General features: G+C 65.2%; 14 protein-coding genes. 7 read left to right on the forward strand and 7 right to left on the reverse strand.

Going from position 1 to position 25,168, the window contains the following annotated elements:
- Positions 1-2: 2 nt before the first annotated feature.
- From ACR9Y6_RS12690 to ACR9Y6_RS12700, 3 genes are read right to left on the reverse strand one after another with little or no spacing between them, the layout of a single operon-like run.
- On the reverse strand, positions 3-1,169 hold the full coding sequence (locus tag ACR9Y6_RS12690; protein ID WP_481281607.1) for an ABC transporter permease: 1,167 nt from the start codon (positions 1,167-1,169) through the stop codon (positions 3-5).
- 16 nt (positions 1,170-1,185) lie between these two features.
- Positions 1,186-1,872, reverse strand: coding sequence for an ABC transporter ATP-binding protein (locus tag ACR9Y6_RS12695; protein ID WP_481281608.1), 687 nt, complete (start codon positions 1,870-1,872; stop codon positions 1,186-1,188).
- A 19-nt stretch (positions 1,873-1,891) separates the two neighbouring features.
- The gene (locus ACR9Y6_RS12700; RefSeq protein ID WP_481281609.1) at positions 1,892-3,142 is read right to left on the reverse strand and encodes an efflux RND transporter periplasmic adaptor subunit; all 1,251 of its coding nucleotides are present in this window, start codon (positions 3,140-3,142) and stop codon (positions 1,892-1,894) included.
- A gap of 133 nt (positions 3,143-3,275) precedes the next feature.
- Here ACR9Y6_RS12700 and ACR9Y6_RS12705 point away from each other — a divergent pair, with 133 nt between their 5' ends.
- The gene (locus tag ACR9Y6_RS12705; RefSeq protein WP_481281610.1) at positions 3,276-3,962 is read left to right on the forward strand and encodes a fumarylacetoacetate hydrolase family protein; all 687 of its coding nucleotides are present in this window, start codon (positions 3,276-3,278) and stop codon (positions 3,960-3,962) included.
- Between the two features lie 40 nt (positions 3,963-4,002).
- Positions 4,003-4,410, forward strand: a complete 408-nt coding sequence (mscL, locus tag ACR9Y6_RS12710) for a large-conductance mechanosensitive channel protein MscL (protein ID WP_306850995.1) — start codon at positions 4,003-4,005, stop codon at positions 4,408-4,410.
- 63 nt (positions 4,411-4,473) lie between these two features.
- On the opposite strand, the gene ACR9Y6_RS12715 is transcribed toward mscL, so the two are convergent.
- Positions 4,474-5,562, reverse strand: a complete 1,089-nt coding sequence (locus tag ACR9Y6_RS12715; protein WP_481281611.1) for an alpha/beta fold hydrolase — start codon at positions 5,560-5,562, stop codon at positions 4,474-4,476.
- A 669-nt stretch (positions 5,563-6,231) separates the two neighbouring features.
- On the opposite strand from ACR9Y6_RS12715, the gene ACR9Y6_RS12720 reads away from it, so the two are divergent.
- Both ACR9Y6_RS12720 and ACR9Y6_RS12725 read left to right on the forward strand, forming a co-directional pair.
- A complete protein-coding gene (locus ACR9Y6_RS12720; protein WP_481281612.1) occupies positions 6,232-9,426 on the forward strand; it encodes a TonB-dependent receptor in 3,195 nt (1,064 codons plus the stop codon).
- A 62-nt stretch (positions 9,427-9,488) separates the two neighbouring features.
- Positions 9,489-13,661 (forward strand): GH92 family glycosyl hydrolase, encoded by a 4,173-nt coding sequence (locus tag ACR9Y6_RS12725; RefSeq protein WP_481281613.1) that lies wholly within the window; start codon positions 9,489-9,491, stop codon positions 13,659-13,661.
- Positions 13,662-13,957: 296 nt separating this feature from the next.
- Here ACR9Y6_RS12725 and ACR9Y6_RS12730 read toward each other — a convergent pair whose 3' ends face one another.
- Together ACR9Y6_RS12730 and ACR9Y6_RS12735 are read right to left on the reverse strand one after the other, a co-directional pair.
- Positions 13,958-16,957 carry a TonB-dependent receptor gene (locus ACR9Y6_RS12730; RefSeq protein ID WP_481281614.1) on the reverse strand — a complete coding sequence of 1,000 codons (3,000 nt, stop codon included), beginning with the start codon at positions 16,955-16,957 and terminating at the stop codon, positions 13,958-13,960.
- Positions 16,958-17,144: 187 nt separating this feature from the next.
- A complete protein-coding gene (locus tag ACR9Y6_RS12735; protein ID WP_481281615.1) occupies positions 17,145-18,137 on the reverse strand; it encodes a helix-turn-helix domain-containing protein in 993 nt (330 codons plus the stop codon).
- A gap of 149 nt (positions 18,138-18,286) precedes the next feature.
- Between ACR9Y6_RS12735 and ACR9Y6_RS12740 the strand changes: the two genes are divergently transcribed.
- The 3 genes from ACR9Y6_RS12740 to ACR9Y6_RS12750 all read left to right on the forward strand — a co-directional run bounded on the left by ACR9Y6_RS12740 (position 18,287) and on the right by ACR9Y6_RS12750 (position 21,881).
- On the forward strand, positions 18,287-19,000 hold the full coding sequence (locus ACR9Y6_RS12740) for a response regulator (RefSeq protein WP_481281616.1): 714 nt from the start codon (positions 18,287-18,289) through the stop codon (positions 18,998-19,000).
- Positions 18,997-20,361: an ATP-binding protein gene (locus ACR9Y6_RS12745; protein WP_481281617.1), complete on the forward strand. Its 1,365-nt coding sequence runs from the start codon at positions 18,997-18,999 to the stop codon at positions 20,359-20,361. Before ACR9Y6_RS12740 ends, ACR9Y6_RS12745 begins: the two co-directional genes overlap by 4 nt.
- 77 nt (positions 20,362-20,438) lie before the next feature.
- On the forward strand, positions 20,439-21,881 hold the full coding sequence (locus ACR9Y6_RS12750) for a M20/M25/M40 family metallo-hydrolase (protein ID WP_481281618.1): 1,443 nt from the start codon (positions 20,439-20,441) through the stop codon (positions 21,879-21,881).
- 179 nt (positions 21,882-22,060) lie between these two features.
- On the opposite strand, the gene ACR9Y6_RS12755 is transcribed toward ACR9Y6_RS12750, so the two are convergent.
- Positions 22,061-25,162, reverse strand: a complete 3,102-nt coding sequence (locus ACR9Y6_RS12755) for an efflux RND transporter permease subunit (RefSeq protein WP_481281619.1) — start codon at positions 25,160-25,162, stop codon at positions 22,061-22,063.
- Positions 25,163-25,168 lie beyond the last annotated feature (6 nt).

Below are 25,168 nucleotides of genomic sequence, written 5' to 3' on the forward strand. Positions count from 1 at the left end.
CCTCAGCGCCCGGCGAGCGCATCGACAATGTTGAGGCGCATGGCGCGGATGGCGGGCAACAAGCCGACGAGCGCACCGATGACCAGCATCAGGACGATGCCGAGTATCCAGGTCTGCGTGCCGATCGGCGGCAGGTTGAGCATGCCCCCGCTGCCTTTCGCCACGATCGGCACGAGCACGCCGGCCAGCGCAAGCCCCAACACACCGCCGAGCACGAGCAGCAATACCCCTTCCGCCAGCACCATGCAAAGCACGCTGCGGCTGGAGAAGCCGATCGTCTTCAGCACCGCGAGCTCGTTGGTCCGTTCGCGGACCGCCTGCGCCATGGTGTTGCCGGTGAGCAGGATCAGGGTGAAGAACACCGCGCCCATGATCGCCGAGACGATGAGGCCGATATCACCCAGCTGCTTGGCGAACGAGGCATTGAACGCCTGCTCCGTCTGCGTCTTGGTTTCATGGTCCGAGTTGGCCGACAGGGCATCGATGGCCTTGGCCACGCGATCCGCCTGGTCGGCCGAGGTCAGCTTCACCACGTACCAGCCCACGGTGGTGCCGACGCTCTGGAACGCGTTCGCATCCTCGAAATACTTGTGGTGGAAGAAGAACTGCTGGTCCGTGCCATTGGCCGCTCCCTTGGCCGGCGTGTAGATGCCGACGATGTCGAACGGCCAGGTCTTGTCGCCATTGCGCTGCGGGAAGATCGTGGATTGCAGAGGGACCTTGTCGCCCACCTTCCAGCCGAAACGCTTCGCCAGCGCCTCGCCCACGATCGCACCGGTTCGTGTCGCCTCGTACACCTTGCGCTGCTCCGGCGGAAGCACGATCTCGTGGTAGATATCGAGGTAGTTGTCGCTCACCGCGAAACTGAGCACGAAGTTCTTCGGGTCCTGGTAGATGCCACCGAACCAGTTCGCATGGCCCACCGCCTTCACGCCGGGAACGGCCTGCATGCGCGTGGCGAGGCTGGCTGGGAGCGACTGGATGATGGAATACCGCGAGGTGGTGATGAGACGGTCGACGCCGATCACGCTGCCGCCCGAGGAAAAGGCCGCACGCGTCGCATCGAGCATGCCGAACAGCAGGAACGCGGCGAGGATCGAGATCAGCGTGAAGAACGTGCGGGCCTTGCGCCGGAACAGCGCCGCCCAGATGAGGTGCAGGTATTTCATGCCGGCATCCTCCGCGTCAGGCCACGGACTGTTCGACGAGGGTGCCCTTGTCGAGGTGCAGGATATGGTTGGCGTATTCGGCGGCCTTGGGATCGTGGGTCACCATCACGATGGTCTTGCCGTGCTCGCGATTGAGTTCGCGCAGCAGGCCCAGGATCTCCTCGGCGGATTGCCGGTCGAGATCACCGGTGGGCTCGTCGCAGACCAGCAAGGTGGGATCGGAGACGATCGCGCGGGCGATCGCCACGCGCTGCTGTTGTCCACCGGAAAGCTCGGAAGGCTTGTGCGTCGCCCGGTCGGCGAGACCGACCAGTTGCAACGCGATCGAGGCGTTCTGCCTGCGTTGCGCGCCCGACAGCTTCGTCAGCAGCAACGGCAGCTCGACGTTGCGTTGCGCGCTCAGCATCGGCATGAGGTTGTAGAACTGGAAGACGAAACCGACATGGGAGGCCCGCCATTTCGCCAGCGCTCCGGAGCCCAACTGGTCGATGCGATCGCCAGCCACGACGATGCTGCCGCCCGTGGGCGTGTCCAGGCCGCCGATCAGGTTCAGCAAGGTGGTCTTGCCGGAACCGGACGGGCCCATCAGGGCGAGGAAATCGCCTTCCTCGATGCGCAGGTTCACGCCATGCAGCACTTCGACCTTCTGCCGGCCGCGCTCGTAGACCTTGGAAAGATCCTGGATGTCGATCAGGGTGGCCATCGCTATGTCTCCGTGCGTATCAAGGTGTTTGGGTGGCGACGCGAACGGCGGCGCCGTCAGCGAGCGAGTCGGGAGGAGAAACGATCACGGTGTCGCCTGCGGCCACGCCGTCGGTCACCAGGCGAAGGTCGCCGGCGTCCTGCTTCACTGCCGTGACCTGGCGACGGACGGCCTTGCCTTCGGCGACCGTGTAGACGACTTCGTGGCCGTCACGGCGGACGATCGCCGCCGTGGGCACGAGCACGCCTTTGGGCGCGCTGGACTGCACGGGGGCGCGACGTTCGAGAAACGACACGCGGACACCCATGTCGGGCACGATGCGCGCGTCCTTGTTCTCGAGTGCCACGCGTACCTTCACCGTGGCCTTGCCGCGGTCGGCGGCGGGCACGATGGCGATCACATGCGCCGGAATGCGCCAGTCCGGGTAGGCGTCCAGCACGGCCTCGGCAGGCATGTCCGGTTGCACGCGGCCGATATAGGCCTCGTTGACGTCGACATCGATCTCCAGCGAATCCATGTCGACGATCGTGCCGACGCCCGTGCGGGTGAAGCCCCCTCCCGCCGACAGCGGCGAGACGATCTCGCCCACCTGGGCCGCCTTGTCGGTGATCACGCCGTCGAAGGGCGCGCGGATCACCGTGTAGTCGAGGTTCACCTGGCCCACGGCCACCTGCGCCTCGGCCGCATCGGCCTGCCGGCGTACCGTGTTGAGCTGGGCGCGGAAGGTATGGGCCTGGGTGCGGCTCTGCTCGGCCAACTGCCTGGACACGAGTCCGCGACCGACAAGCGTTTCCTGCCGGTCTGCATCGCGCAACGACTGGTCGAGCTGGGCCTGGGTCTGGGCCACGTTGGCGTGCGCCGCCGCCGCGTTGGCGCGGGCCGACTCCAGGCTTGCACGCAGGGCGTTGTCTTCGAGACGGGCCAGCACCTGGCCCTTCTTCACCCGGTCGCCTTCCTCGATCAGCACCTCGACCAAGGTGCCGGTGATCTGTGCCGACACGGTGGCCTGCCGCCGGGCGGTGACGTAGCCGGTAGCCTGCAATACCGCCCCCGCCTCCGTGCCGGCGCTGGGCGATACCGCCGTGGCGGTGCGAACCTCCACGGGCTGGTGGGCGAAGAACGCCCAGGCACCCATGGCCGCGGCGAGCACGAGGACCAGCACGGCGACCACGACCAGCGCGGTGCGGACTCCCGCGCGCTCGCCGCCATGCGGCTCCTTCTGCGATTTGTCGATCTTCAGCTGCCGGAGCAGCTCCTTGTTCGAATTCATCTTCCCCAGGGTCCCCATGATGTTCGAGCGCATGCCCGCCGCCCCAGCAAGATCATGCGATTCGCGCGGAACGTGCACCACTTTCGACCATCAGTCATCTGTCGTGACAGGTGTCACCTGATACGCTTGGCGCATGAATACCGTCATTCCGCCGCCGGCCCAGCCGAGCATCCCCGTCGCCGGTCGCGCCGAGCGCTTCCCGGTCCGTCGTATCTTCTGCATCGGCCGCAACTACGCCGACCATGCGCGCGAAATGGGCGCCTCGGTCGACAAGGCGAACCCGATGTTCTTCACCAAGCCCGCGGACGCCCTCGTCACCGACGGCGCCGATGTGCCCTACCCGTCCGCCACGAACGATCTCCACCATGAAGTGGAAATGGTGGTGGCCCTGGGCGCGGGCGGATCGGACCTCTCCGTGGACGAGGCACGCGCACTGGTCTGGGGTTACGGCGTGGGGCTGGACCTCACCCGCCGCGACCTGCAGGCACAGGCCAAGGCCAAGGGCGCACCGTGGGACGTGGCGAAGGGATTCGACCATTCCGCGCCCGTTTCCGCCCTGGTTCCCGCAAGCGACGCCAAGCCCTTGCCCGACACGCGCATCGCCCTGGAAATCAACGGCGAAACACGCCAGCAGGCCACGCTCGCCGACATGGTGCTCGACGTGCCGGAAATACTTAGTGCCCTATCCAGGCTGTTCGAATTGAAAGCCGGTGATATCGTCTATACGGGCACGCCGGCGGGCGTCGCCGCCCTCCAGCGCGGCGACCGTTTCCGTGCCACGCTGGAAGGCATCGCCACGCTCGAGGGGCGCGTGGTCTGACTTCGCGAATGTTTCAGTCATGCCATGAGGAGAAGGACCGATGAGTTTCGTTGCGGAATTCAAGAAATTCGCATTGCGCGGTAACGTGGTCGATCTCGCCGTCGGTGTCGTGATCGGCGCCGCGTTCGGGAAGATCGTCACGTCGCTGGTCGACAACATCATCATGCCGCCCATCGGCTGGGCGATCGGTGGCATCGACTTCTCCGACTGGAAGTGGGTGCTGAAGCCCGCCGACGCGGCCACCAAGACGGCCGAGGTCGCCGTACAGTACGGCGTTTTCATCAACGTCCTGATCCAGTTCATCATCATCGCGTTCGCGATCTTCCTCGTGGTCAAGGCGATCAACCGCCTCAGCCGCCGCGAGGAGGAAGCCCCGGCGGCGCCACCGGCCGACGTGGCCCTGCTCACCGAGATCCGCGACCTGCTGAAGTCGCAACAGCGGCCGTAAGGCGCGGGGCTGAAGCGGCTCTCGCAAGGGACCCGCTTCAGCCCCGGAGTATGCGGCGAGTCTCTATTTATCCCGGGTCAGTGGAAGGACTTTCTCGCGGAGCACCTTGTACTCGGCATCGACGACTTCCTGATTCGGATCGTGACCTGAGTGTTCGAGCAGGACCCATCCCTTTTCAGGCGCCTTGATCGACTCGTAATAACGGCGGGCCAACTCCGGCGGCGCCAGCAAGTCGTGCGTCCCTTCGACGAAGAACACAGGGATGGCGAAATCCATGCCCAGGCTCGGCAGGTCGACCTTCGACAGCATGCCGTCGCCGTGCATGCCGACGAAATTCATGAAGGAATAATCCTCGCCCGCCTCGTAATCCGCCTCTGCCTTGGCGGTGGTGTAGGCAGCCGCGCGATGCCAATGGTCCGGGGGCGCCAACGTGACCCTTGCCTCGTACTTGCGAATGATCCGGCGCACTTTCCCGAAGCTGCGCGGGTCGGTCCATGGTGGTGATCCGACCTGCCTGAGCACGGCGAGCGAATCCTCGTCCTTTTCCTTCACGGCAAGTTGCGAGAGTTTTTCATAGCTAGCCGCCTGGGCCTCCACCGAATTGACTATCTGGGACGTGCCGACGTACGCATGGAACAACTCAGGATGCGCCTTGACCATGTGCACGGCAAGGATCGAGCCCCACGAACTTCCCCACAGGATGACCTTTCGCTTTCCATAGCGTTTGGCCAGATAGGCGGCCAATTCGTTTCCGTCCTGCGCCATCCGCTCGATCGTCAGTTTCTCGCCTGGCGCCGGAGGGCTACGGCCATAGGTCATGCCCGCGCCTCGCTGGTCCCACTGGACGACGATGAAGTCGCGCTCGCCGGCACCGTAGATGCTGTCGGAAAGACCGCTGAGTGGGTTGCCAGGACCTCCGCTGATGAAGAGGAGGATGGGATTGGCGCAGCTGTCTCCCTTGGCCGTCACCCATTGCTCGATCCCACCGATGACGACAAAGCGCGAGTCGTCCACCTTGGTGGGCTTGCTTCCGCAGGAAGGCGAAAGGCTTTCATCCCGTAAGGCACTCCGTGCAGGTGCATCGGCGGATGTCGAAACCGGCCCGCACACCACGGCCGCCAACCCCAAGGCCAGCGCGATCCATCTCGTCATAACCGATTTCCCCTGTGATGGCCGATGCGCCACCGGATAGCGAGCATAGCTTCAAATGCAGGAAACATCATGGAGTTACCCCGGGATCGAGTATGCCCGGCATGGACTCGCCCACGATCGGTTCGACAGCGAGTTTTTGCGGTGCAGCGTGACACCTCAGACTTCCGCGCCGTAACTTGCGCCCCGGGGGAAATTAGATCGATCCAAGCCAGGAGCGCCTCGCGCCTTTCCAAGGCCGCGACGAATCCGGACCTGGAACGGGGCGGGGAGAAACGTGACGTGCGCACCGCGCCGTTCGCGTGCCGCTGCTTGCCGCGAAGACTGTCGAACGAATGGGGAGCCGTGACGTGAAACCGATAATCGCTCGCATTTTCACCGGGTACGATCCGCGCGCGCGCCGTCCGGCCGCTTCCCCATGCCTGATCCCGCTCGCCACGGCACGTCGCCCTGCCCGCGCCTTCTCCGGCGCCCGCCTGCCGTAGCGACTTCCTGAATTGCCATCCACGGCGGACGCGCTGACGACCGTGGCACGCCAAAAATTTGGATCGATCCAAGTCGAGAACAGGAGGAGGACGCGTGCATCGATAAACCGCACACGTAGCAGTGATCCAACGGGGGAGTACCGCGCCGAATCCACACAGGCGCATCACTGAGGGGACATAGAAAGACATGACTTACCTGCCATATATGATCAAGCGCAAGCCGCTCTACGCCGCGCTCGCCTCGGCGACCTTGTCGCTTGTCGGTTACCTGGGGATCCCCTCGGAAGCCTTCGCGCAGACATCCACGCCAGCCATCGCGACGGCGTCCTCGCCGGCGCAGCCGTCCGATAGCGCGACAGCCGCGCAGGACGAGAAGCAAAAGAAAGCCGACAAGGAAAAGAGCGGGAAATCACCCAACCCCACGAATCTCGAAACGGTCGTCGTCACGAGCTACCGCCAGTCGATCGACCAGAACGTGCAGGACAAGCGCGAAGCCAACTCCATCGTCGAGGTCATCAACGCGCAGAACATCGCGCAATTCCCCGCGAAGAACATCGCCGACGCGCTGGCGCACGTTCCCGGCGTGGTCATCAGCCGTGAATCCGGCGAAGGCAAGACGGTGAGCATCCGCGGCCTTGCGCCGGAACTGACCTATACGCAGTTGAACGGCAACTACGTTGCCTCGGCCGATACCTCGGCGGGCCTGACGCGTTCGTTCAACTACACGCTGTTCCCGGCGAACATGTTCTCGGACATCAAGCTCTACAAGAGCCTCGAGGCGCGCCTGGACGAAGGCGGCATCGGTGGCAACGTCGACCTGCGCACCCGCCGCCCGCTCGAAATGGGTGCCAACGAGGGCTTCGTCACCGGCACCGCCGCGAGCTCGGACACCAGTGCGAAAACGGAACCGCAGGGTGCCGCGCTGTGGTCGTGGAAGAACAAGGACGAGACGTTCGGCGTGCTCGTCGCCGGTGCCTACCAGAAGCGCCAGGCGACCACGTACTCGGCGGATGCGTCGAGCTGGCACTGGTGGTCGGACGCCTGCAAGGACCACGAGACCTGCACGCAGCCGCCGGTGGACATCCACGGCAACCCGTACAGCGCCGGGGTCAACAACAACATCGACCTGTGGGGCAACGGTGTCGTCGACCAGGCGGGGAACATCTCCAATGGCTTCTGGATGCCGCAGCAGTTCGCCACGAGCCGCAACGACCTGACCCTGAAGACCAAGGGCGCCCAGGCCACGATGCAGTTCAAGCCGAGCGATCACTTCCTGCTGACGGGCAATTATTTCCGGTTCGAACGCGAGCAGACCCAGATCACCAACACCCTCGAGATTCCCGAGTGGGGCCTGCCGAACAATACGAACTACGCCGACCAGAACGGCCGGCTCCTCGCGCCCAACGGCCTGACCTTCGACAAGTCGGGCACCATCGTCACCGGTGCGAACTACGTGCTCCCGCCCGCCGGCGTCGGTTGCAACTCCGCGGTGAACCCGGTCACCGGCGCCTCCCGACAGGCGGTGGACGTGTGTAACACGGAAATCCCGTGGCTCAACGGCAACTATTCCGTCGAAAAGGCGACCTCGCAGACACTCAACCTGGAAGGCGAGTGGGATAACGGCGGCGACCTGAGCGGCTCGTTCAACGTCGGCCGGACCTGGGCGAAGGGCGGTCCTTCGATCGAACTGGGCATGGCCGCCAAACCGCGCAACTTCGTGAATGGCCAATGGGTGAATGGCAGCACCGGCGCCGCGTGGAACCTCAGCGGCAAGCCGGGCATCACGGCCGATCCGTCCGTGCTGCAGAACATGCAGGCCGGCGCCGGCCAGGTCGACCTGGGTTCGACCGGCTCCAACATGGTGAACACCCGCAACTCGCAGAACTTCGCGCAGGCCGACTTCACCTGGGCGTTCGATTCCTCGTGGTTGCAGTCGCTGCAGTTCGGCGCGAAGTACAGCGATGCGAATGCCGAGCAACAGAGCAACGAAGTACGCTGGTACTGCAAGGGCACCACCTTGCAGTTCCAGACCTGCGATCCGAACGCGGGCCAGCTGCCGTCCAACTTCCTTCTGTCGAACTACCTCAATGGCGTGAACCATGCCTACGGTGACAGCATCTTCCCGGCCATCGACTATCCGGCGTACTACAACTACCTGAACGACACCTACGACCGAACGATCTACAACAAGCCGCAGAACAAGTCGTCGATCGGCGAGAAGATCGCGGCGGCGTATGTGCAGGCCAACTTCGACACGGGCACCCTGCGCGGCAACGTCGGCGTGCGCTTCGTCACCACGAAGCAGGATCTCACCGTCGCCAACCAGGTCACCACCAACAACGCGGTGTACTACCACGACGCAAGCGGCAATATCCTGATCTGCCCCGCCTCCGGGGTGAACGCGGGCGGTGGCGCGTGCGCGCCGGGCGACTTCCAGTACCTGCCGCGCGAAGTGGCGGTGGTCGAGAACTTCAACAACTCGACGACCAACAAGCGTTACAACAAATTCCTGCCGAGCTTCAACATCGCGTGGACGATCGCGGACGACTTCGTCCTTCGTGCCGCCGGTTCCCAGGCGATGGCGCGCGCCAACTACACCGACCTGGCCCAGCTGGGCCAGCTGACCAACAATACGCAGGAGTACTACAACGACCGCAAGCAGTTCGGCGCCCCCCTGCCGGGCTGGTACGGCTCCGGCGCCAACGCCGACCTGAAACCCTTCACGGCCACCCAGTTCGACCTCGCCGGCGAGTGGTACTACGCGGCGCACGGCGTCGTCGGTATCGACTTGTTCCAGAAGAAGGTGAAGAACTTCGTCGTGCCGGTCACCGTCAACAACATCGACGTGAACGTGGGAGGCACCCAGACGACCTTCAAGCAGTACAGCACCAATGCCAACGGTCGCTCCGGCACGTCGAAGGGCATCGAGATCTACGCGCAGCACACCTGGGACACGGGCTTCGGCTACATCGCCAACTACACGCTCAACCACACCAACGAAACCGCGGTGTCGCTGGGCGATACGCAGGTCGGCAAGGCCGAGCTGATCGGTAGCGCGAAGTACGCGGCGAACGTTTCGCTGTTCTATGAAAAGAACGGGCTGCTGCTGCGTGCCAGCGACAACTGGACGGGTCGCACGATGGAAGGGCTGGCCGCCGGCCTGCCGATCTACGCGCAGCCGTACCACCAGATCGACCTGAATGGCGACTACGAGTTCAACAAGCACTTCATGGTCACCGCGTCGATCATCAACTTCAACAAGGCGAGGCCGCATACCTACCTGGGCGGCGATACCCGCTCGCGCCTGGTCCAGCTGCTGTACCCGGGCCGCCAGTACTACGTGGGCGTGACCTACAAGTTCGGTGGTGACAGCAACAAGTAAAAAAGCGACGGGGCCGGGCACATCGCCCGGCCCCGTTTTCTTTCCAAGCGAAGGAATGACACATGAACGCATCCACGGCACGTCTTCCCCACCGTGCCTTAGCCGTCGCGCTGTCGATGCTCGTCGCGACCACGGCGACCACCCTGCTGGCGAAAGACAACAAGCCCGCGGCGTCCTCCGCGGCGCCCGTGGACATCGCCAACCCCCTGGTGGGAACGGCCTCGCTCGACAATCAGGCGCTGCTCGGCAACGCGCCACCGCCTGGCGAGCCCACCTACACAGGCATGACGACGCCGGGCGCGAGTCTTCCGCTGAGCGCTACCGAGGCGGCGCCGGTCAATATCAACGCCGACCTGGGCTTCGCCACGGGCGTACCGGTGGCGTACGACTACCGGCGTCCCGTCATGTTCGGTTTCACCGGTGGCGGCTCGACCTATGGGGCACGCGGCGCGCCGATGGTCATGCCCGTCGTGGGCGACTGGACGGTGCCGCCCGACTACGCGACCTCCTATTACGACAAGGCGACCGAGAAGGCGTCGCCGGGTTACTACACGGTCGACCTCGCGACGTTCCACACCAAGGTGGAACTCACGGCGACGCAGTGGACCAGCCTGATGCGCTTCACCTTCCCGGAAAGCCACCGGTCCAACGTCGTGGTCAACCTGCGCCGCGCGGGTGGCGACGTGGAGGTGGTGGGTGACCGGATCATTCGTGGCGTCGCCACCGCAGGGCGCAGGGACAGGGACGCCGATGGCCCCTTCTTCATCGCCGAATTCTCGCGGCCGTTCGCGAGCTTCGGGAGCTTCCATTCGGACGTGACCCACACAGGCGAAGGGCTGGGACACGAAGACGTGCAGGCAGGCCGCCGCACGGTCTCGGGTGATTACGCCGGTGCCTACGTCACCTTCGACACGAAGGCGGGCGACCAGGTGGTGGTACGCATCGCTCATGGCCACAGTGCCCAGGAAGCCGAGCAGCGGCTTCGCGCGCAGGACAGCGATGCGGACTTCGATCGCGTGCATGCGAAGGCCCGGGCGAAGTGGGCGGAATTGTTCGACCGCGTCGAGGTGGCCGGCGGTGCGCCGAAGCAGCGCGAGCTGTTCTATTCAACGCTATATCACTCCTTCGCCAGCCCGCGCATGATCGCCCGCAAGGGCGAGCACTATACGGACGCCGAGGGCCATGACCAGATGGCCGACTACGACCATTACGGCCCCGTGCCGTTCTGGGACACCGGCCGCAACCAGATCGCGCTGCTGATGTTGCTCGCGCCGAACGTCGTGCAGGACATCATGCGGTCGGAGCTGGACCGCGCGCGCGAACGCGGCTACATGAACACCTCGTTCCACGGCGACCATGCGGTGTTCCTCTACGACGGCGCGATGCAACGTGGCATCCCGTTCGATTACGCCGCCGCGTACGAGGCACTGTACAAGAACGCCACCGATCCCAAGGGGCCGCGCGGCTACCTCGCCGAGTACGTGAAGAACGGCTGGATCTCCGACATCGTTCCGCAGGGAAATCCGAGCCCGCCTTATGCGGGAGGCAAGGCAGGCGTCGCCACCACGCTGGAATATGCGTGGGACGACCACGCGCTCGCCGACATGGCCCGCCGCCTCGGCAAGAACGACGATGCCGCCAAGTTCCTCCGTCGCGCGGCGAACTATCGCAACGTGTTCGATCCGTCCGTCGGTTTCTTCCGCGGACGGACGGACGACGGCAAGTGGATCTCGCCGTTCGATCCAGCCGAGCCGTACTACAACTTCATGATGAAGGAAGCCTCGGGCTGGTCCACGCTGTGGCTGGTGCCGCACGACGTGCAGGGCCTGATGAACCTGCTCGGCGGACGCGATGCATTCAACGCCAAGCTCGATACGTTCTTCGACACGCCGTACCGGCCGAAAGGAATCTGTCGCGACTGCACCGGCGTGATCGGGCAGTACGTGCAGGGCAACCAGCCGGACCAGCAGGCCGCCTATCTCTACGCATGGAGCGGGCAGCCCTGGAAGACGCAGGCACTCACGCGCCGCATCCTTTCCGACCTCTATGGCAGCGATGCCACGGGATACGGTTACCCCGGCATGGACGACCAGGGCTCGACATCGTCGTGGTACGTGCTGAGCGCGATGGGCTTCTACCCGGTCGATCCGTCCCGCCCCGAGTACATCATCGGCAGCCCGGTCTTCGACCGCGTTCGCCTGCGCATGGGCAACGGCAAGGTGTTCGAGATCGTCGCGCGCAACAACTCCGCACGAAACATGTATATCCAGTCGGCCACGCTCGACGGCAAGCCATGGAACAAACCCTGGTTCAGCCATGCGGATATCGAGAACGGCGCGACGCTGGTACTCACGATGGGGGCGGAGCCGAGCAAGACCTGGGGCGCCGACCCGCACGACGCTCCGCCATCCATGTCGACGAGTGCGTCGACCGGCACCGCGACGGCGCCAGCGGCGGGCCGGACGGCCACGTGGAGCGGCAAGGAGGCGCCCCTGAGGACGCCGTGGACAGCCGAGGTTTCACCCGACAACGCCTTGCCCGAGTATCCACGCCCACAACTGGCGCGACCGTCGCTGGAACAGCCTCGATGGATGAGCCTCAATGGACTGTGGGAGTACACGGCGGCCGACGGGCAGACCGCGCCGCCGTTCGGAAAGTCCCTGAAGGATCGGGTGCTGGTTCCGTATCCGGTCGAGTCCGTGCTTTCGGGCGTGCAGCAGCATGCCGACTTCATGTTCTACCGACGGCTGGTCGATGTTCCCGCCACCTTCACCGCGAACGGCCAGCGCGTGCGGCTGAACTTCGGCGCCGTGGCCCAGGACGCGACGGTGTACGTCAACGGATCGGAAGTGGCTCGCCATAAAGGTGGTTACACGTCCTTCGACGCGGACATCACGCAGGCGCTTCGCGCCGACGGGCACCAGGAAATCGTCGTCGCCGTGCATGCACCCGTGGACGCCACGAACGTGATGGTGGGCAAGCAGCGGCTGAAACCGGAGGGCATCTTCTATACCGCGGCCTCCGGCATCTGGCAGTCGGTGTGGCTGGAACCCGTGCCGGCCACCAGCCTGGCGCAACTGGATTTCACGCCCGCTTCGAGCCTGGATGCCTTCACGGTGACCTCGAAGCTGCATGGTGACGGCAGCGATGCGACGCTGCATGTCATCGCCTACGCCGATGGCAAGCCGGCAGGCGAGGCGAAGGGGCCCGCCGGAAAGCCGCTGCACCTGGCCATCGCGCATCCGCGCACGTGGAGTCCCCAGGACCCGTTCCTCTACACGTTCAAGGCCACGCTTGCCCAGGGTGGCCAGCGTGATGAAGTGACCAGCTATGCCGGCCTGCGCACCATCGCCATCGCGAAAGTGGGCGGGCGCAACCGTATCGTGCTGAACGGCAAGCCGACCTTCCTGCTCGCCACGCTGGACCAGGGTTACTGGCCCGACGGCATCTACACCGCCCCCACCGACGAAGCACTCAAATTCGACATACGGAAGACCCGCGACCTCGGCTTCAACACCATCCGCAAGCACATCAAGGTGGAACCGGCGCGCTGGTACTACTGGGCCGACAAGCTCGGCCTGATGGTGTGGCAAGACATGCCGTCGCTACCGAACGGCCATAACGACACACTCAGCGAGACGGACAAGGCCGGCTTCCGTATGGAGGTCTCGGCCATCGTCGAACAACTCGCGGGCACGACCTCGATCATCGGCTGGATTCCGTTCAACGAAGGCTGGGGCCAGTGGAGCATCCCCGCCGCCGCCGAACTGGCGAAGCAGATCAAGCAACTGGACCCTTCACGCCTGGTGAATGCGCGCAGCGGCCTCAACTGTTGCGACACCAAGGGCGATCCGCAGGCCGGTGACGTCTACGACGTGCACGACTACCAGGGCCCCGGCCTGCCCCATCCCGACGCCACCCGCGCATCCATGGATGGCGAACACGGCGGCCTCACCTTGGGCGTCCCAGGACACATGTGGCCCAATACGGCCATCAACCCCTATGGCGAGGTCAAGGACAACGCCGCGCTGAACGATGGCTACGTCGCCAACACCGCGGTGCTGCGCGACAAAGGCCCCGCCATCGGGGTATCCGGCAGCGTCTACACCCAGATCACCGACGTCGAGGGCGAACACAATGGCCTGTTCACCTACGACCGCAAGGTCGAAAAGGTCGACGAGGCCAAGGTCCGCGCCATCAACGAGGCAACCATCCGCGCCGGTGCAAAGCCCTGACCGGCTGGGGATGTACCTCTGACTGGTGGGAACCGACCTTGTCGGCGATCCCGCGGCAGCGGGCCAGGTTTCGGCAAGCACCCATCGCCGACAAAGTCGGCTCCCACAAGATCTCCCGCCACAGGTTCCCACCAGAACTCCTACCAGAACTCCCTGCCAGCCCCCTCTCCCGCATTCACAAAAAAGAGGCCGCCGATTGGGAGATCGGCGGCCTATCCGGGGAGATCGTTGCGCCCTGGGAGGAGAGCCGGAAGGCTCGGGCGCTTATTGTTGGTATGCGAAAAGCGGGGTGTCGATCAGAAGTCGTAGTTGATGCCGAAGCGCACGTAGCGCGGCGTGCTCCAGTACGTGACCCTGTCGTAGTTGGTGTTCACGGACGTCGAGCTGCCATGGAGAACGTAGGTGGCCGTGGCGACCGACTCGTTGAGTGCGTTATAGACCATCACATTGAAGCCGAGTTTCTGATCGGCCCACTTCGGACGGTATTCCGCCGAAAGCGAGACGATGTGCTGCCAGGGCTGGCGTCCGGCGTCGCCCGGGGCGGAAGGCAGGCCGTCACAGTAGTGGTAGTAGCTGCCGTAGCCGACCGGGTTGCTCTGGTCCGCGCCGTAGTAACCCAGGCACGTCTTCGGGGTGCCCGACAGGAGGGCGATGTTCGCCGAGAGCATCCACTCCGGCGCCGCCTGCCACGATCCGTAGATCTTGAGCTGGTGCTTGCGATCGTTCGAGAGCAAGCCGTTGGAGTTCTCCATGAGCTTGCCGAAATCCCAGTCGACGGTCGCCGAGACGTCGGTCTGGCCGATGTCCGAACGCACCTGCCCTTCCGAATTGCCATAGCTCTTCGAGTAGACGTAGTCGACCTTCGCCTGCCAGGTGCCATCGAACGGGTGCTCTAGGAAGGTCTCCAGGCCGTAGTAGTTACGCTTGGCCGAAGGCATGCCGAATTCGTCGGCCGACACGGTCACGTTGTAGTAACCACCCGCGCTGTTGGGAATGCGATACGTGTTGCTACGGCCGGGATTGGAGAGGTAGCACCCGTTCAACGCCGTCGCGTCGACGTCGTAGCCAAGGGACTGTGCCTTCGCCGCGATCGTGTCGGTGTCGCAGATATCGTCGAGGATGTTGCGCAGCTTGCGTACCTGGGCCTTCATGCCCCAGACGTAATCCTTGTTGATCTGCTGGGTGAAGCCGAGCAGGTATTCGTCCTGGTACTCGGACTGGATGCCGCTGGCGGCCACCGTCTTCGCATCCGGCGCCTGCCCGTACTCGTTGTTGGCCGATACCGCGCCGCCGGTCGAGGAGGCGAGCTGGGTGAGGCCGGTCGGGTTGCCGTTTCCGTCGATGCCGGTATAGGTGTAGTACTCGTTGGTGTAGAGCGAGCCTGCGGCGGCACGCAGCGCCACCGAGGCCGGCATGGCGAGGTAGTAGCGGCCCGCGTTGCCGTAGACCTTCAGGGTGGAGTCGCCGTTCACGTCCCAGCTGAAACCGAGGCGGGGCGCCCACTGCGGCTTGGTCATGCGCAGGAAGGCGTCACCGTCCGGGTTGTAGTTGGTGAACTGGTCGTTGCGCAGGCCGATCTTCACCAGCCAGCGATCGTCGACCTGCCAGCTGTCCTCGATGTACTGTGCGCGCTGCTTCACGCGCACGGACGCCGACGTGCTGTAGAGGTACTTGGACACGTAGTAACCGTTCTCGCCGCCGGCACCCGTGTTCGGCGCAGCAACGAACGGGCTGTCGCTGATGGGCGTGCCGGCATCGCCGAAGCCATAGATCCAGGCCGTGCCGGTCTCGCCGTCGTTCATGTCGTGCGAGTTCTGGTTGTCGATGCCGGCGGTGATCGTGTGGTCGCCCAGCTTCCACGACAAGTCGAGGCGCAGGTTGTTGCTCATCGCGCGATGCGTCGGGTCGGCGGCCGTGAGCACCGTCTGCGAATTGACGATCGAGTTTCCGCCCGTGATGTCGGGATTCTGGAACTCGGAGCCACTGATGTATGTGAGGGTGGGGTCGTATCCCGGCGTTTCGCTGTAGTACGTCATCTTCTGCTTGCCGTAGAGGGCGGTAAGCGTGATGTCGTCGGCGATGTAACTGGTGAACTTGGCGACGTAGACCGACGCGCTGTTCTTGGTCGACGTGTCGAAGCTGTTGAGGTCGCCGGTGGTGTTCGTGGCGTAATCGTAGTTGTACAGGTTGCCCTTGTACGAGGTCTTCGTCGACGCGCCGGTCAGTTCGAGGATATTGTTGTCGTTGATGTTCCAGTCGATCTTGGAGTACCACTTCGGATTGTGGTACTCGTACTTGGTGTCGTATGACGACGTCACCGACCCGACGCTGTCACCGGACTGCTTCTGCCCTTCCACCGCGGCGAAGAAGAACAGCTTGTCCTTGATCAGCGGGCCACCCACGTAGGCGCTCTGGGTCGCCTGCCACGACTTGTTGTCGGAATAGCGGCGATAGAGGGTGCCGGCCTTGGAGCCGGAGACGTAGTAGGAGCCGGGACTCACGCCGCTGGCGAAAGCCGGGGTCCACTGCACCTGCGCACCGAAGTGCCATTCGTTGGTGCCGCGCTTGCCGCTCTGGCTGATCACGCCGCCGTCGGAACGGCCATACGCCGCGCCATAGCCTCCGCTGAGGATTTCCTGCTGATCGATCGCCCCGTACGGCAGGCTGATGCCGCCGAAACCGCTGAGCGGGTCCGTCGTATTGAACCCGTTGAGGTAATACGCGTTCTCGGTGACCGACGAACCACTGAAGGAGACCAGCGAGCCGCCGGTGGTGGTGCCCGTGAAGCCACCGTAGCCGGGTACGACGCCGGGCGCGAGCAGTGCGATCGCCTCGGCGCTGCGCGCCAGCGGGAGCTTGGCCAGCTGCTGCGAGGTGATGACCGTGCGCGCGTCGACGCTGCTCACGTCGATAGCCGGCAAGGCATTCGCCGAGACCGTCACCGAGCCCAGGCTGGTGGCGTCCGCGCCGGATGCCGTCGCGAACGATACCTCGGTGCCGGAACCGACACGCAGGGTGATGTCGTCGCGGGTATCCACCACCTTGCCGCCCTGCACGAGCGACACGGTATATGTGCCCAGCGGCAGCGAGCCGACCGTGTAGCGGCCGTCTGCGCCGACGGCGACTTCGCGCGTCACGCCGGACGTGCTCTTCACCTGGACCGATTCGCCCTCGGCGACCGGTGCCTGGCCGAAGACGCTACCGGTCGTGGACTGCGCGTACGCGCCGGCGCCGGTCATCGCCAGGCCCAGCGCGAAGCTGATCCGGCTCAGGCGCATCAATTGCAGTTTATTCATCAGCACAGCGAGAAGCTCCCCGAAAGATTGGATGTGCGGCGTCCCCGGACCGGCGCCTTGGCGAGGCGCCGTCTCCACCCGGTCCGTGGACGCGTCAATAACGTGGTGAAAGGTGGCACTGAGGCCACGACCTCAATTTAGTGTTAAGAAGACGTCCGCACATGGCGGAAACTGCCCCTTAACTTGATCATTCGTTGGACGTATGGACGTCCATGCGGGAAACGATAGCCCGCGCTCCGGATATCGCCGTTTGTCGATAGGCTCGGGGCGACATGCCGAAACGTTCGCGAAAGCAGCGGCTGAAATGGGTCATGTCGCCGAAACCCCAGGCATGGGCGACCTGGGCGATGCTGCGATGGCGCAGGCTGGGATCCGCAAGTTCCCGCTGGCAGCGCGCGAGGCGTTCCATGCGCACCCAGCGCATCAGGGTGATGTCGTCTTCGGAAAATAATTCGAACAGGTGGCTCGGGGAGAGGCCCACGCCCTTGGCGATCATTTCCACGCACAGCGCGGGATCGGACAGGTGCTCGCGGGCGAACAGGCGCACTTGCCGCTTGTGGTACTGGCGCAGCCGCGAGGGCGCGGCGGCAGCCACGTCCATGGATTCGAGGGCGGCGGCGAGCATGTGCGGTATGGCGTCGGCGAGCCGGTCGGCCACCGCTTCGGTAAGCCCGGAGGGATGCGCGAACATCTCCTGGTACAACACGCGCAGGTATCCCACCGAGCCGAGGTGCCCATGCAGGCCGACGGCCGACACTTCGTCCAGGCGCGGTACCGCCTCGCGCAGGACGGCCAGGGGAAGGTGCACGGTCTGCACGGTGGAACGGTCGATCTCCAGGCGGAAAGGCCGTGAAAGGTCGATCAGGCAGAAATCGCCCGGCTCGATCTCGCTTCGCCGGTCATGCTGTTCGACGCTGGCACGGCCGTTGAGCTGGAGGGTGAGCAGCACCGCCTGGCGATGTTCGCGTGGCAGCGCCTCGTCGGTCAGTACGTGCGGCGCGTGCCGGAACGTGCCCAGGCGCAGCCGCTCGCCGGCATAACCGTCGACCAGGGTGCTCGTGGCGATGGCGTGCCGGGCCGTCCCTTCCGCGAATCCCTGCCAGAACCGCCGTGCATTGGCACGGTTCACCCCGGCATCGAGATCCCCCGGGGGCTGGGACACGCACTGATTGAAAAACAAGACACGGCTCCGGCATACGCGATACGGCCCGTTCAAGCTACCGGGCCGGCGTCACCGCCGGTTGTCCTCGTGTGTCAGCTTCGTGTCGGCTTTTTTGCCGGGTTGGCACACGGCGCTTAGACTGATCTGGTATCTAGCCACGGATGCCCATGGACCTGAAGTCGTTCATCCTCGTCGTCGACGACGATCCCGAACTGCGCGACCTGATCACGAGCTTCCTCGGTGGTCATGGATATCGCGTGCAGGCGGCCGAGAACGCCGCCCAGATGAGCGCGGCGATCGAGCGCGAGCGGCCCGACCTCGTCGTGCTGGACGTGATGATGCCCGGCGAGGACGGATTGAGCGCGGCACGCCGGTTGGCGGCGAGCAACGGGCCACCGGTGATCATCCTGAGCGCCCTGGGCAGCGACACCGACCGTATCATCGGCCTGGAGGTGGGTGCGGACGATTACCTTGCCAAGCCCTGCAATCCTCGTGAACTGCTCGCCCGGGTGCGCGCCGTGCTCCGCCGTTCCGGCAGCGTGGAGCCGGTCAGGACCGAGGATGCCCGACCCTACGGCTTCGCCGGCTGGCGGCTGGACGTGACGCGGCGCGACCTGCGCGACCCCACGGGCATCTTCATCAATCTTTCCGACGGCGAATTCTCGCTGTTGCGCGCCTTCGTCGAACACCCGCAGCGCATCCTGAGCCGCGACCAGCTGCTCGACCTGGTCCACGGCGGCCGCGCGGAAGTCTACGACCGCGCCATCGACACGCAGATCAGCCGCCTCCGCCGCAAGCTCAACGACCGCGCGCAGGAAGAGATGATCCGCACCATCCGCAACGAGGGCTATATGCTGCTGCCGAGGGTCTCGCGCCTGTGATCGCGCTTTCGCGCCTGTCGATCTTCGCCCGCAGTTTCCTGATGACGGTCTGCGCCCTGTTGCTCTCCATCGCGATCGGGCTCGCCGTGCTGGTCGTGCGCCCCCCGACGCCCCCGCCGATGGCCAGCCTGTTCGACGTGGTCGCCACGTTGCAGCCGGACATGCCGCCCTTCGCCATGCGCCCATTCGACGGCGAGGGCCCGCCGCGCGGTGAAACGGCACCGCCGGGAGACATCGACCTGGACGTCGTCACGCAGGCCGAGCCGCCCTCCCCTCCGGCGACATTCGACGCCAACCTCTCGGCCCGCCTGACGGCGCGCTTCTCGGACCTGCTGCTCCAGCCGACCGACAAGCTGCGCGTGTACGCCATCGCCAGCGCGATCGAACGCAGGCGGGGACCCATGCACGCCGTGCTTGGTGCGGGGTCCGTGGTCGGACTGCGCCAGGACGATGGCCAATGGCGCGTGGTTTCCCTGCCCCGCGAAACCTTCCCGGACATGTTGCAGCAGGAGTTGTTGTGGCTGTTCGGCCTGGGCGCCCTGGCGCTGCTGCCGGTGGCCTGGCTGTTCGCCCGCGCCCTCGCCGCGCCGATCGACCGCTTCGCGGAAGCCGCGCAACGGCTCGGCGCCGATACCCATGCGCCACCGGTACCGCGCGAAGGGCCCCCGGAGATGCGCAAGGCGGTGGACGCGTTCAACGCGATGCAGGCCCGGGTGAACCGTCTCCTGCAGGAGCGCACGCACATGATCGCCGCGATCGCCCACGACCTGCGTACGCCGCTCACCCGCCTGTCGTTCCGACTGGACGGCCTGCCGAGTCCGCTGGGCGAAAAAGTCGACGCCGACATCCAGGAGATGAAGGCGATGATTTCCGCCGCGCTGGACTTCATCCGCGACCGTTCGCTGGGCGTGCAACGGCAACCCCTGGATTTCCGCCTGCTGGTGGAAAGCGTGGCGGACGACCTGGTGGATGTCGGCCACGAGGTGAGCGTGCAGTCCGGCTCCGCGATCACCCTGCAAGGCGACCCGGTCGCCTTGCGGCGGGCGGTCGTGAACCTCGTGGAGAACGGTCTCAAGTATGGCCACCGCGTCCGCCTGCGCCTGCGTACCAGCGGCGACGACTGCGTCCTGGAAGTGGACGACGACGGCCCCGGGATTCCCGAGGCGATGCAGCAACATGTGTTCACGCCGTTCTTCCGCCTGGAGGCATCGCGCAATCGCGACACCGGCGGCATCGGGCTGGGGCTGGCCACCGTACGGGCGATCGTGCTCGACCACGGCGGCACCGTGGCACTGCGCAATCGCAAGGATGGAGGGCTGCGCGCGGTGGTGATGCTGCCGGTCGCAGCCGCCACCACCTGACATGCATGACTTCCTACCTAGGCCGGCAGACCCCATGACGGGGCCATAATCGACCTTTCCGTCCCCGGGGGTCACCCATGCGTCATACGTTCCGCCTCCACGCGCTCGCCGCGTGTCTCGCGCTCGCCTTCTCCGCCCATGCCGCCGACAAGGCCACCACGATTCCCGCCCAGGCCGTCGCCGCCGCCACCGCCTTGCGCGACCGCGCCATGAACGACAACACCGGCTACGAGTTCGTCTCCGGCCTGACCACGGAAGTGGGCGCGCGCGTGGCCGGCAGCGCCGCCGATGCCCGTGCCGTGGCCTGGACGGTGGCCAGGTTCAAGGCGATGGGTTTCGACAAGGTCTATACGGAGAAAGTCAGTTACCCGCTGTGGCAGCGCCGTAGCGAGCATGCCGAAATAGTCGCTCCATTCCCGCAGCCGCTGCTGCTTACCGCGCTGGGCTATTCGGCCGGCACGCCGCAGGGCGGCCTGACCGCCGAAGTCGTCGGCTTCGACGACCTGGACGCCTTCAAGAAGGCCGATCCCGCGACGGTCAAGGGCAAGATCGTCTACGTTTCGACGCACATGCAGCAGCAGAAGGACGGCCACGACTACCGCATGGGCTCGGCCACGCGCACCGGTGGCCCGGTGCTGGCCGCGAAGATGGGCGCCGCCGCCTTCCTGTTGCGGTCGGCCGGTACCGATCCGCATAGCCGCACGCCGCACACGGGCGTCACCGGTTTCCAGGACCCGAAGGACGCGATCCCGGCCGCCGCCTTGTCGCTGCCCGACGCGGACCAGCTCGAACGCGTGCTCAAGGAAGGCAAGCCGGTGACCCTGAAGCTCGACCTCGATGTCGGTTTCGCGGGTACCTATGAAGGCGCCAATGTCATCGCCGAGGTGACCGGCCGCAAGCATCCGGACCAGGTCGTCGCGATCGGTGGCCATCTCGATTCCTGGGACCTGGGTACCGGAGCGATCGACGACGGCGCGGGCGTGGCGATCGCCGCCGCCGCGGCGAAACTGATCAAGGACATGCCGCAGCGTCCGGACCGCACGATCCGCGTGATCGCCTTCGCCAACGAGGAAATGGGCCTCTGGGGCGGTCGCGCCTATGCCGAGGCGCATGCGAAGGAAGTCTCGAAATTCCAGCTGGGCACCGAGTCCGATTTCGGCGCAGGCCGCATCTGGCGCATGACCGCCAGCGTCAAGCCGGAAGCGCGCGGCGCCATCGAGCAGATCGCCAAGGTGATCGAGCCGATCGGCGTGGCCTACGACGCGAGCAAGCCGGGCGGCGGTGGTTCCGATCTTTCGCAGATGCACGCCAAGGGCATGGCCGCGCTATCGCTCACGCAGGACGGTACGGACTACTTCGACTACCACCACAACGCCAACGACACCCTCGACAAGATCGACCCGAAGGCGTTGGCACAGAACGTGGCGGTGTATGCGACGTTCGCGTACATGGCGGCGCAGGCGAACGGTGATTTCGGTTCGGCCCCCGGCGCCTTCGCGAAGGACGGCGCACACGACTGATCCGGGACCTGTGGGAGCCGCTTCCCGGTGGGAGCCGCTTCAGTGGCGATGGGTGCTTGCCTCGCCCTGGCCCGCTGCCGCGGGATCGCCGCTGAAGCGGCTCCCACCGGGAAACGGCTCCCACCATTGAGCGGCGCCCTCCGTCGGGAAGACGGCTTGCAGCGGGCGTCCGCGGCTTCTCAGTGCGCCGGGTGGGTTTCCAGTTTCTTCGCCGGGGCCAGGCGGTCTTGCAGGCGATTCATGTAGAGGTAGATCACCGGCGTGAGGTAGAGCGTCAGGATCTGCGACACCACCAGGCCACCCACCACCGCCAGGCCCAGCGGGCGTCGGGTTTCCGCGCCCGCGCCGATGCCCAGCGCGATCGGCAACGTACCGGCGAAGGCCGCCATCGTGGTCATCATGATCGGCCGGAAACGCACGCGGCAGGCCTCGTAGATCGCGTCGAACGGCGTGGCGCCTCCCTCGCGCTGACGTTCCAGCGCGAAGTCGATCATCATGATCGCGTTCTTCTTCACGATGCCCACCAGCATGATGATGCCGACGAAGGCGAACAGGTCGAGCGAGGCCTTGAAGATCACCAGCGTCAGCAGCGCACCGACCGCCGCGGCGGGCAGGCCCGAGAGGATCGTGAGGGGGTGGATGAAACTCTCGTAGAGGATGCCGAGCACGAGATAGATCACGAACACGGCCAGCAGCAGGAGCAGGCCCATGCCCTTGACCGAATCCTGGAACGCCTGCGCCGTGCCCTGCACGCTGCCGCTCAGGGTCGGCGGCAGTTTCATCTCCGTGGTCGCGCGATCGATGCTCACCACCGCGTCGCTCAACGACACGCCCGGGGCGAGATTGAACGACACCGTGACCGCTGGCAGCTGCCCCTGGTGGTTCACCGTCAGTACCTGCGGCTTGCGTTCGAAGCTCGCCACGGTGTTGAGCGGTATCAGCTTGCCACTGTCCGAGGTGACGTAGAGCCTCGACAACACGGCCGGATCGTCCTGCATGCGCCGCTCGACTTGCAGGATCACCCAGTATTGCGTGGCGGCTCCGTAGATCGTGGATATCTGGTTCTCGCCGAACGCGGTGCCCAGCGCCGTCTGCACCTGGTCCATGGTGAGGCCCAGCGGCGCGAGCTTGTCGCGATTGACCGTCACGACCATCGACGGGCTGTTGAGGTCGAGGTCGGTGGTGACGTCCTGGAATCCGGGCAGCTTCTGGAAGGCGGCGACCAGCTTGCCCGACCAGTCGTACAGCGCATGCAGGTCGGTCGACTGCACCGTGTACTGGTATTGCGCCTTGGACTGGCGGCCACCGATCTGGATCGCCGGAGGGTTCTGGATATAGGTGCGGATGCCGGGCACCTCGGCGAACTTGTGTCGCAGTTCCTGGATGATCTCGTCCGGCGTGGTGTGCCCGCGTTCGCTCCGATCCTTCAGGCGCAGGAGCATCGAACCCGAATTCACGGTGGCGCGAGCTCCGCCGGCACCCACGCTGGACATGACCGCTTCGATGTTCGGGTCCTTTCGCGCGATGTCGGCCAGCGATTGCTGGCGCGCGGACATCGCGGCAAAGGAGATGTCGGTCGGGCCTTCGGTCGTGACGCGCAACTGGCCGCTGTCCCCGGCGGGGATGAAATCCTTGGGGACGATCACGAAGAGCAGCGCGGTCGCGGCCAGGCTGAGCGCGAACACGCCCACCACCGTGCGCGGATGGTTCATGCACCAGGCCAGCGAACGCGTGTAACCAGTCGTCACGGCCGAGAACCCGCGATCGAACCAGACCACGATGAAGCTGCGCTTCGCATGGTCGTGCGCCTTGACGAAGCGGCTGCACAGCATGGGCGTGAGGGTGATGGAAACGAAGCCGGAGATCAGGATCGATACGCTGATCACCACGGCGAATTCATGGAACAGGCGGCCCACGATGCCACCCATGAACATCACCGGGATGAACACCGCGACCAGCGAAAGCGTCATCGAGAAGATCGTGAAACCGATCTCGTTAGCGCCTTTCACGGCGGCGTCGAAGGGCGCTTCGCCATGCTCGATGTGACGCATGATGTTCTCGAGCATCACGATCGCGTCGTCCACCACGAAGCCCACGGCGAGCGTGAGCGCCAGCAGGGAAAGGTTGTCGAGGCTGTAGCCCAGCGCGAACATCGCGCCGAAGGTGCCGAGCACCGAGATGGGCAGCGCCACGGCCGGGATCAACGTGGCGGAGGCGTTGCCCAGGAACAGGTAGATCACCAGCACCACGAGGATGCCCGCGAGCACGAGGGTGAACTGCACGTCGTGCACGGAATCGCGAATGGATTCCGAACGGTCGTACATCACGCTCAGTTTCACCGAAGGCGGCAGCGTTTCCGTGAACGCGGGGAGCAAGGAAAGGATCTTGTCGACCGTCTCCACCGTGTTCGCACCAGGCTGTCGCTGGATGGCCAGGGTGATCGAACGGTTGCCGTTGAACCAGCTGGCCTTCTGGTCGTCCTGCACGCTGTCGCGTGGCACGGCGATGTCCGAAAGACGAACGGGCGCACCGTTGCGATAGGCGACCACCACCTGGCCATAGTCGGCGGCTCGCATCAACTGGCCGTCCGAACGGATCGACAGCAACTGGCGCCTGCCATTGAGCGAACCCGTGGCCTTGTTGACGTTGGCCGCGGCGATCGCCTCGCGCATCTGGTCGATGCCGATGCCGGTGGCGGCGAGCCTGTCCGGGTCCACCGCGATGCGCACGGCGTATTTCTGCGACCCGTAGACGTTCACCTGGGCCACGCCATCGACCATCGACAGGCGTTGGGCCAGTTCCGTCTCGGCGTAATCGTCGACCGTGGACAGCGGCAACGTGGACGATTGCATGGTGAGGAAGAGGATCGGCGCGTCGGCCGGATTCACCTTGCGATACGTCGGTGGGGTGGGCATGTCCTGCGGCAGCTGGCGCTGCGCGGCGGAAATGGCCGCCTGCACATCCTGCGCCGCACCGTCGATGCTGCGATCGAGCGCGAAGGTGACCGTGATCGTGGTCGAGCCCAGCGAGCTGGACGAGGTCATCGAATCGATGCCGGCGACGGTGGACAGCTGTGCTTCGAGCGGCGTCGCCACCGACGAGGCCATCGTCTCGGGAGAGGCCCCGGGAAGGCTGGCACTGATGTTGATCGTCGGGAAATCGACGTTGGGCAGTTCGTTGACCGGCAGCCTGGGATAGGCCGCGATACCGAAGATGACCAGCGCCGCCATCAGCAAGGTGGTCATCACGGGCCGGCGGATGCAGAGTTCCGGCAGGTTCATGGCATC

The sequence above is a fragment of the Luteibacter sp. TLI7-4A genome (assembly GCF_056754745.1).

Coding starts and splice junctions, on each gene's coding strand:
- ACR9Y6_RS12725 (WP_481281613.1), top strand. CDS start 9,489: ATGAACGCATCCACGGCACGTCTTCCCCACCGTGCCTTAGCCGTCGCG.
- ACR9Y6_RS12750 (WP_481281618.1), top strand. CDS start 20,439: ATGCGTCATACGTTCCGCCTCCACGCGCTCGCCGCGTGTCTCGCGCTC.
- ACR9Y6_RS12690 (WP_481281607.1), bottom strand. CDS start 1,169: ATGAAATACCTGCACCTCATCTGGGCGGCGCTGTTCCGGCGCAAGGCC.
- ACR9Y6_RS12705 (WP_481281610.1), top strand. CDS start 3,276: ATGAATACCGTCATTCCGCCGCCGGCCCAGCCGAGCATCCCCGTCGCC.
- ACR9Y6_RS12720 (WP_481281612.1), top strand. CDS start 6,232: ATGACTTACCTGCCATATATGATCAAGCGCAAGCCGCTCTACGCCGCG.
- mscL (WP_306850995.1), top strand. CDS start 4,003: ATGAGTTTCGTTGCGGAATTCAAGAAATTCGCATTGCGCGGTAACGTG.
- ACR9Y6_RS12700 (WP_481281609.1), bottom strand. CDS start 3,142: ATGAATTCGAACAAGGAGCTGCTCCGGCAGCTGAAGATCGACAAATCG.
- ACR9Y6_RS12740 (WP_481281616.1), top strand. CDS start 18,287: ATGGACCTGAAGTCGTTCATCCTCGTCGTCGACGACGATCCCGAACTG.
- ACR9Y6_RS12730 (WP_481281614.1), bottom strand. CDS start 16,957: ATGAATAAACTGCAATTGATGCGCCTGAGCCGGATCAGCTTCGCGCTG.
- ACR9Y6_RS12755 (WP_481281619.1), bottom strand. CDS start 25,162: ATGAACCTGCCGGAACTCTGCATCCGCCGGCCCGTGATGACCACCTTG.
- ACR9Y6_RS12715 (WP_481281611.1), bottom strand. CDS start 5,562: ATGACGAGATGGATCGCGCTGGCCTTGGGGTTGGCGGCCGTGGTGTGC.
- ACR9Y6_RS12695 (WP_481281608.1), bottom strand. CDS start 1,872: ATGGCCACCCTGATCGACATCCAGGATCTTTCCAAGGTCTACGAGCGC.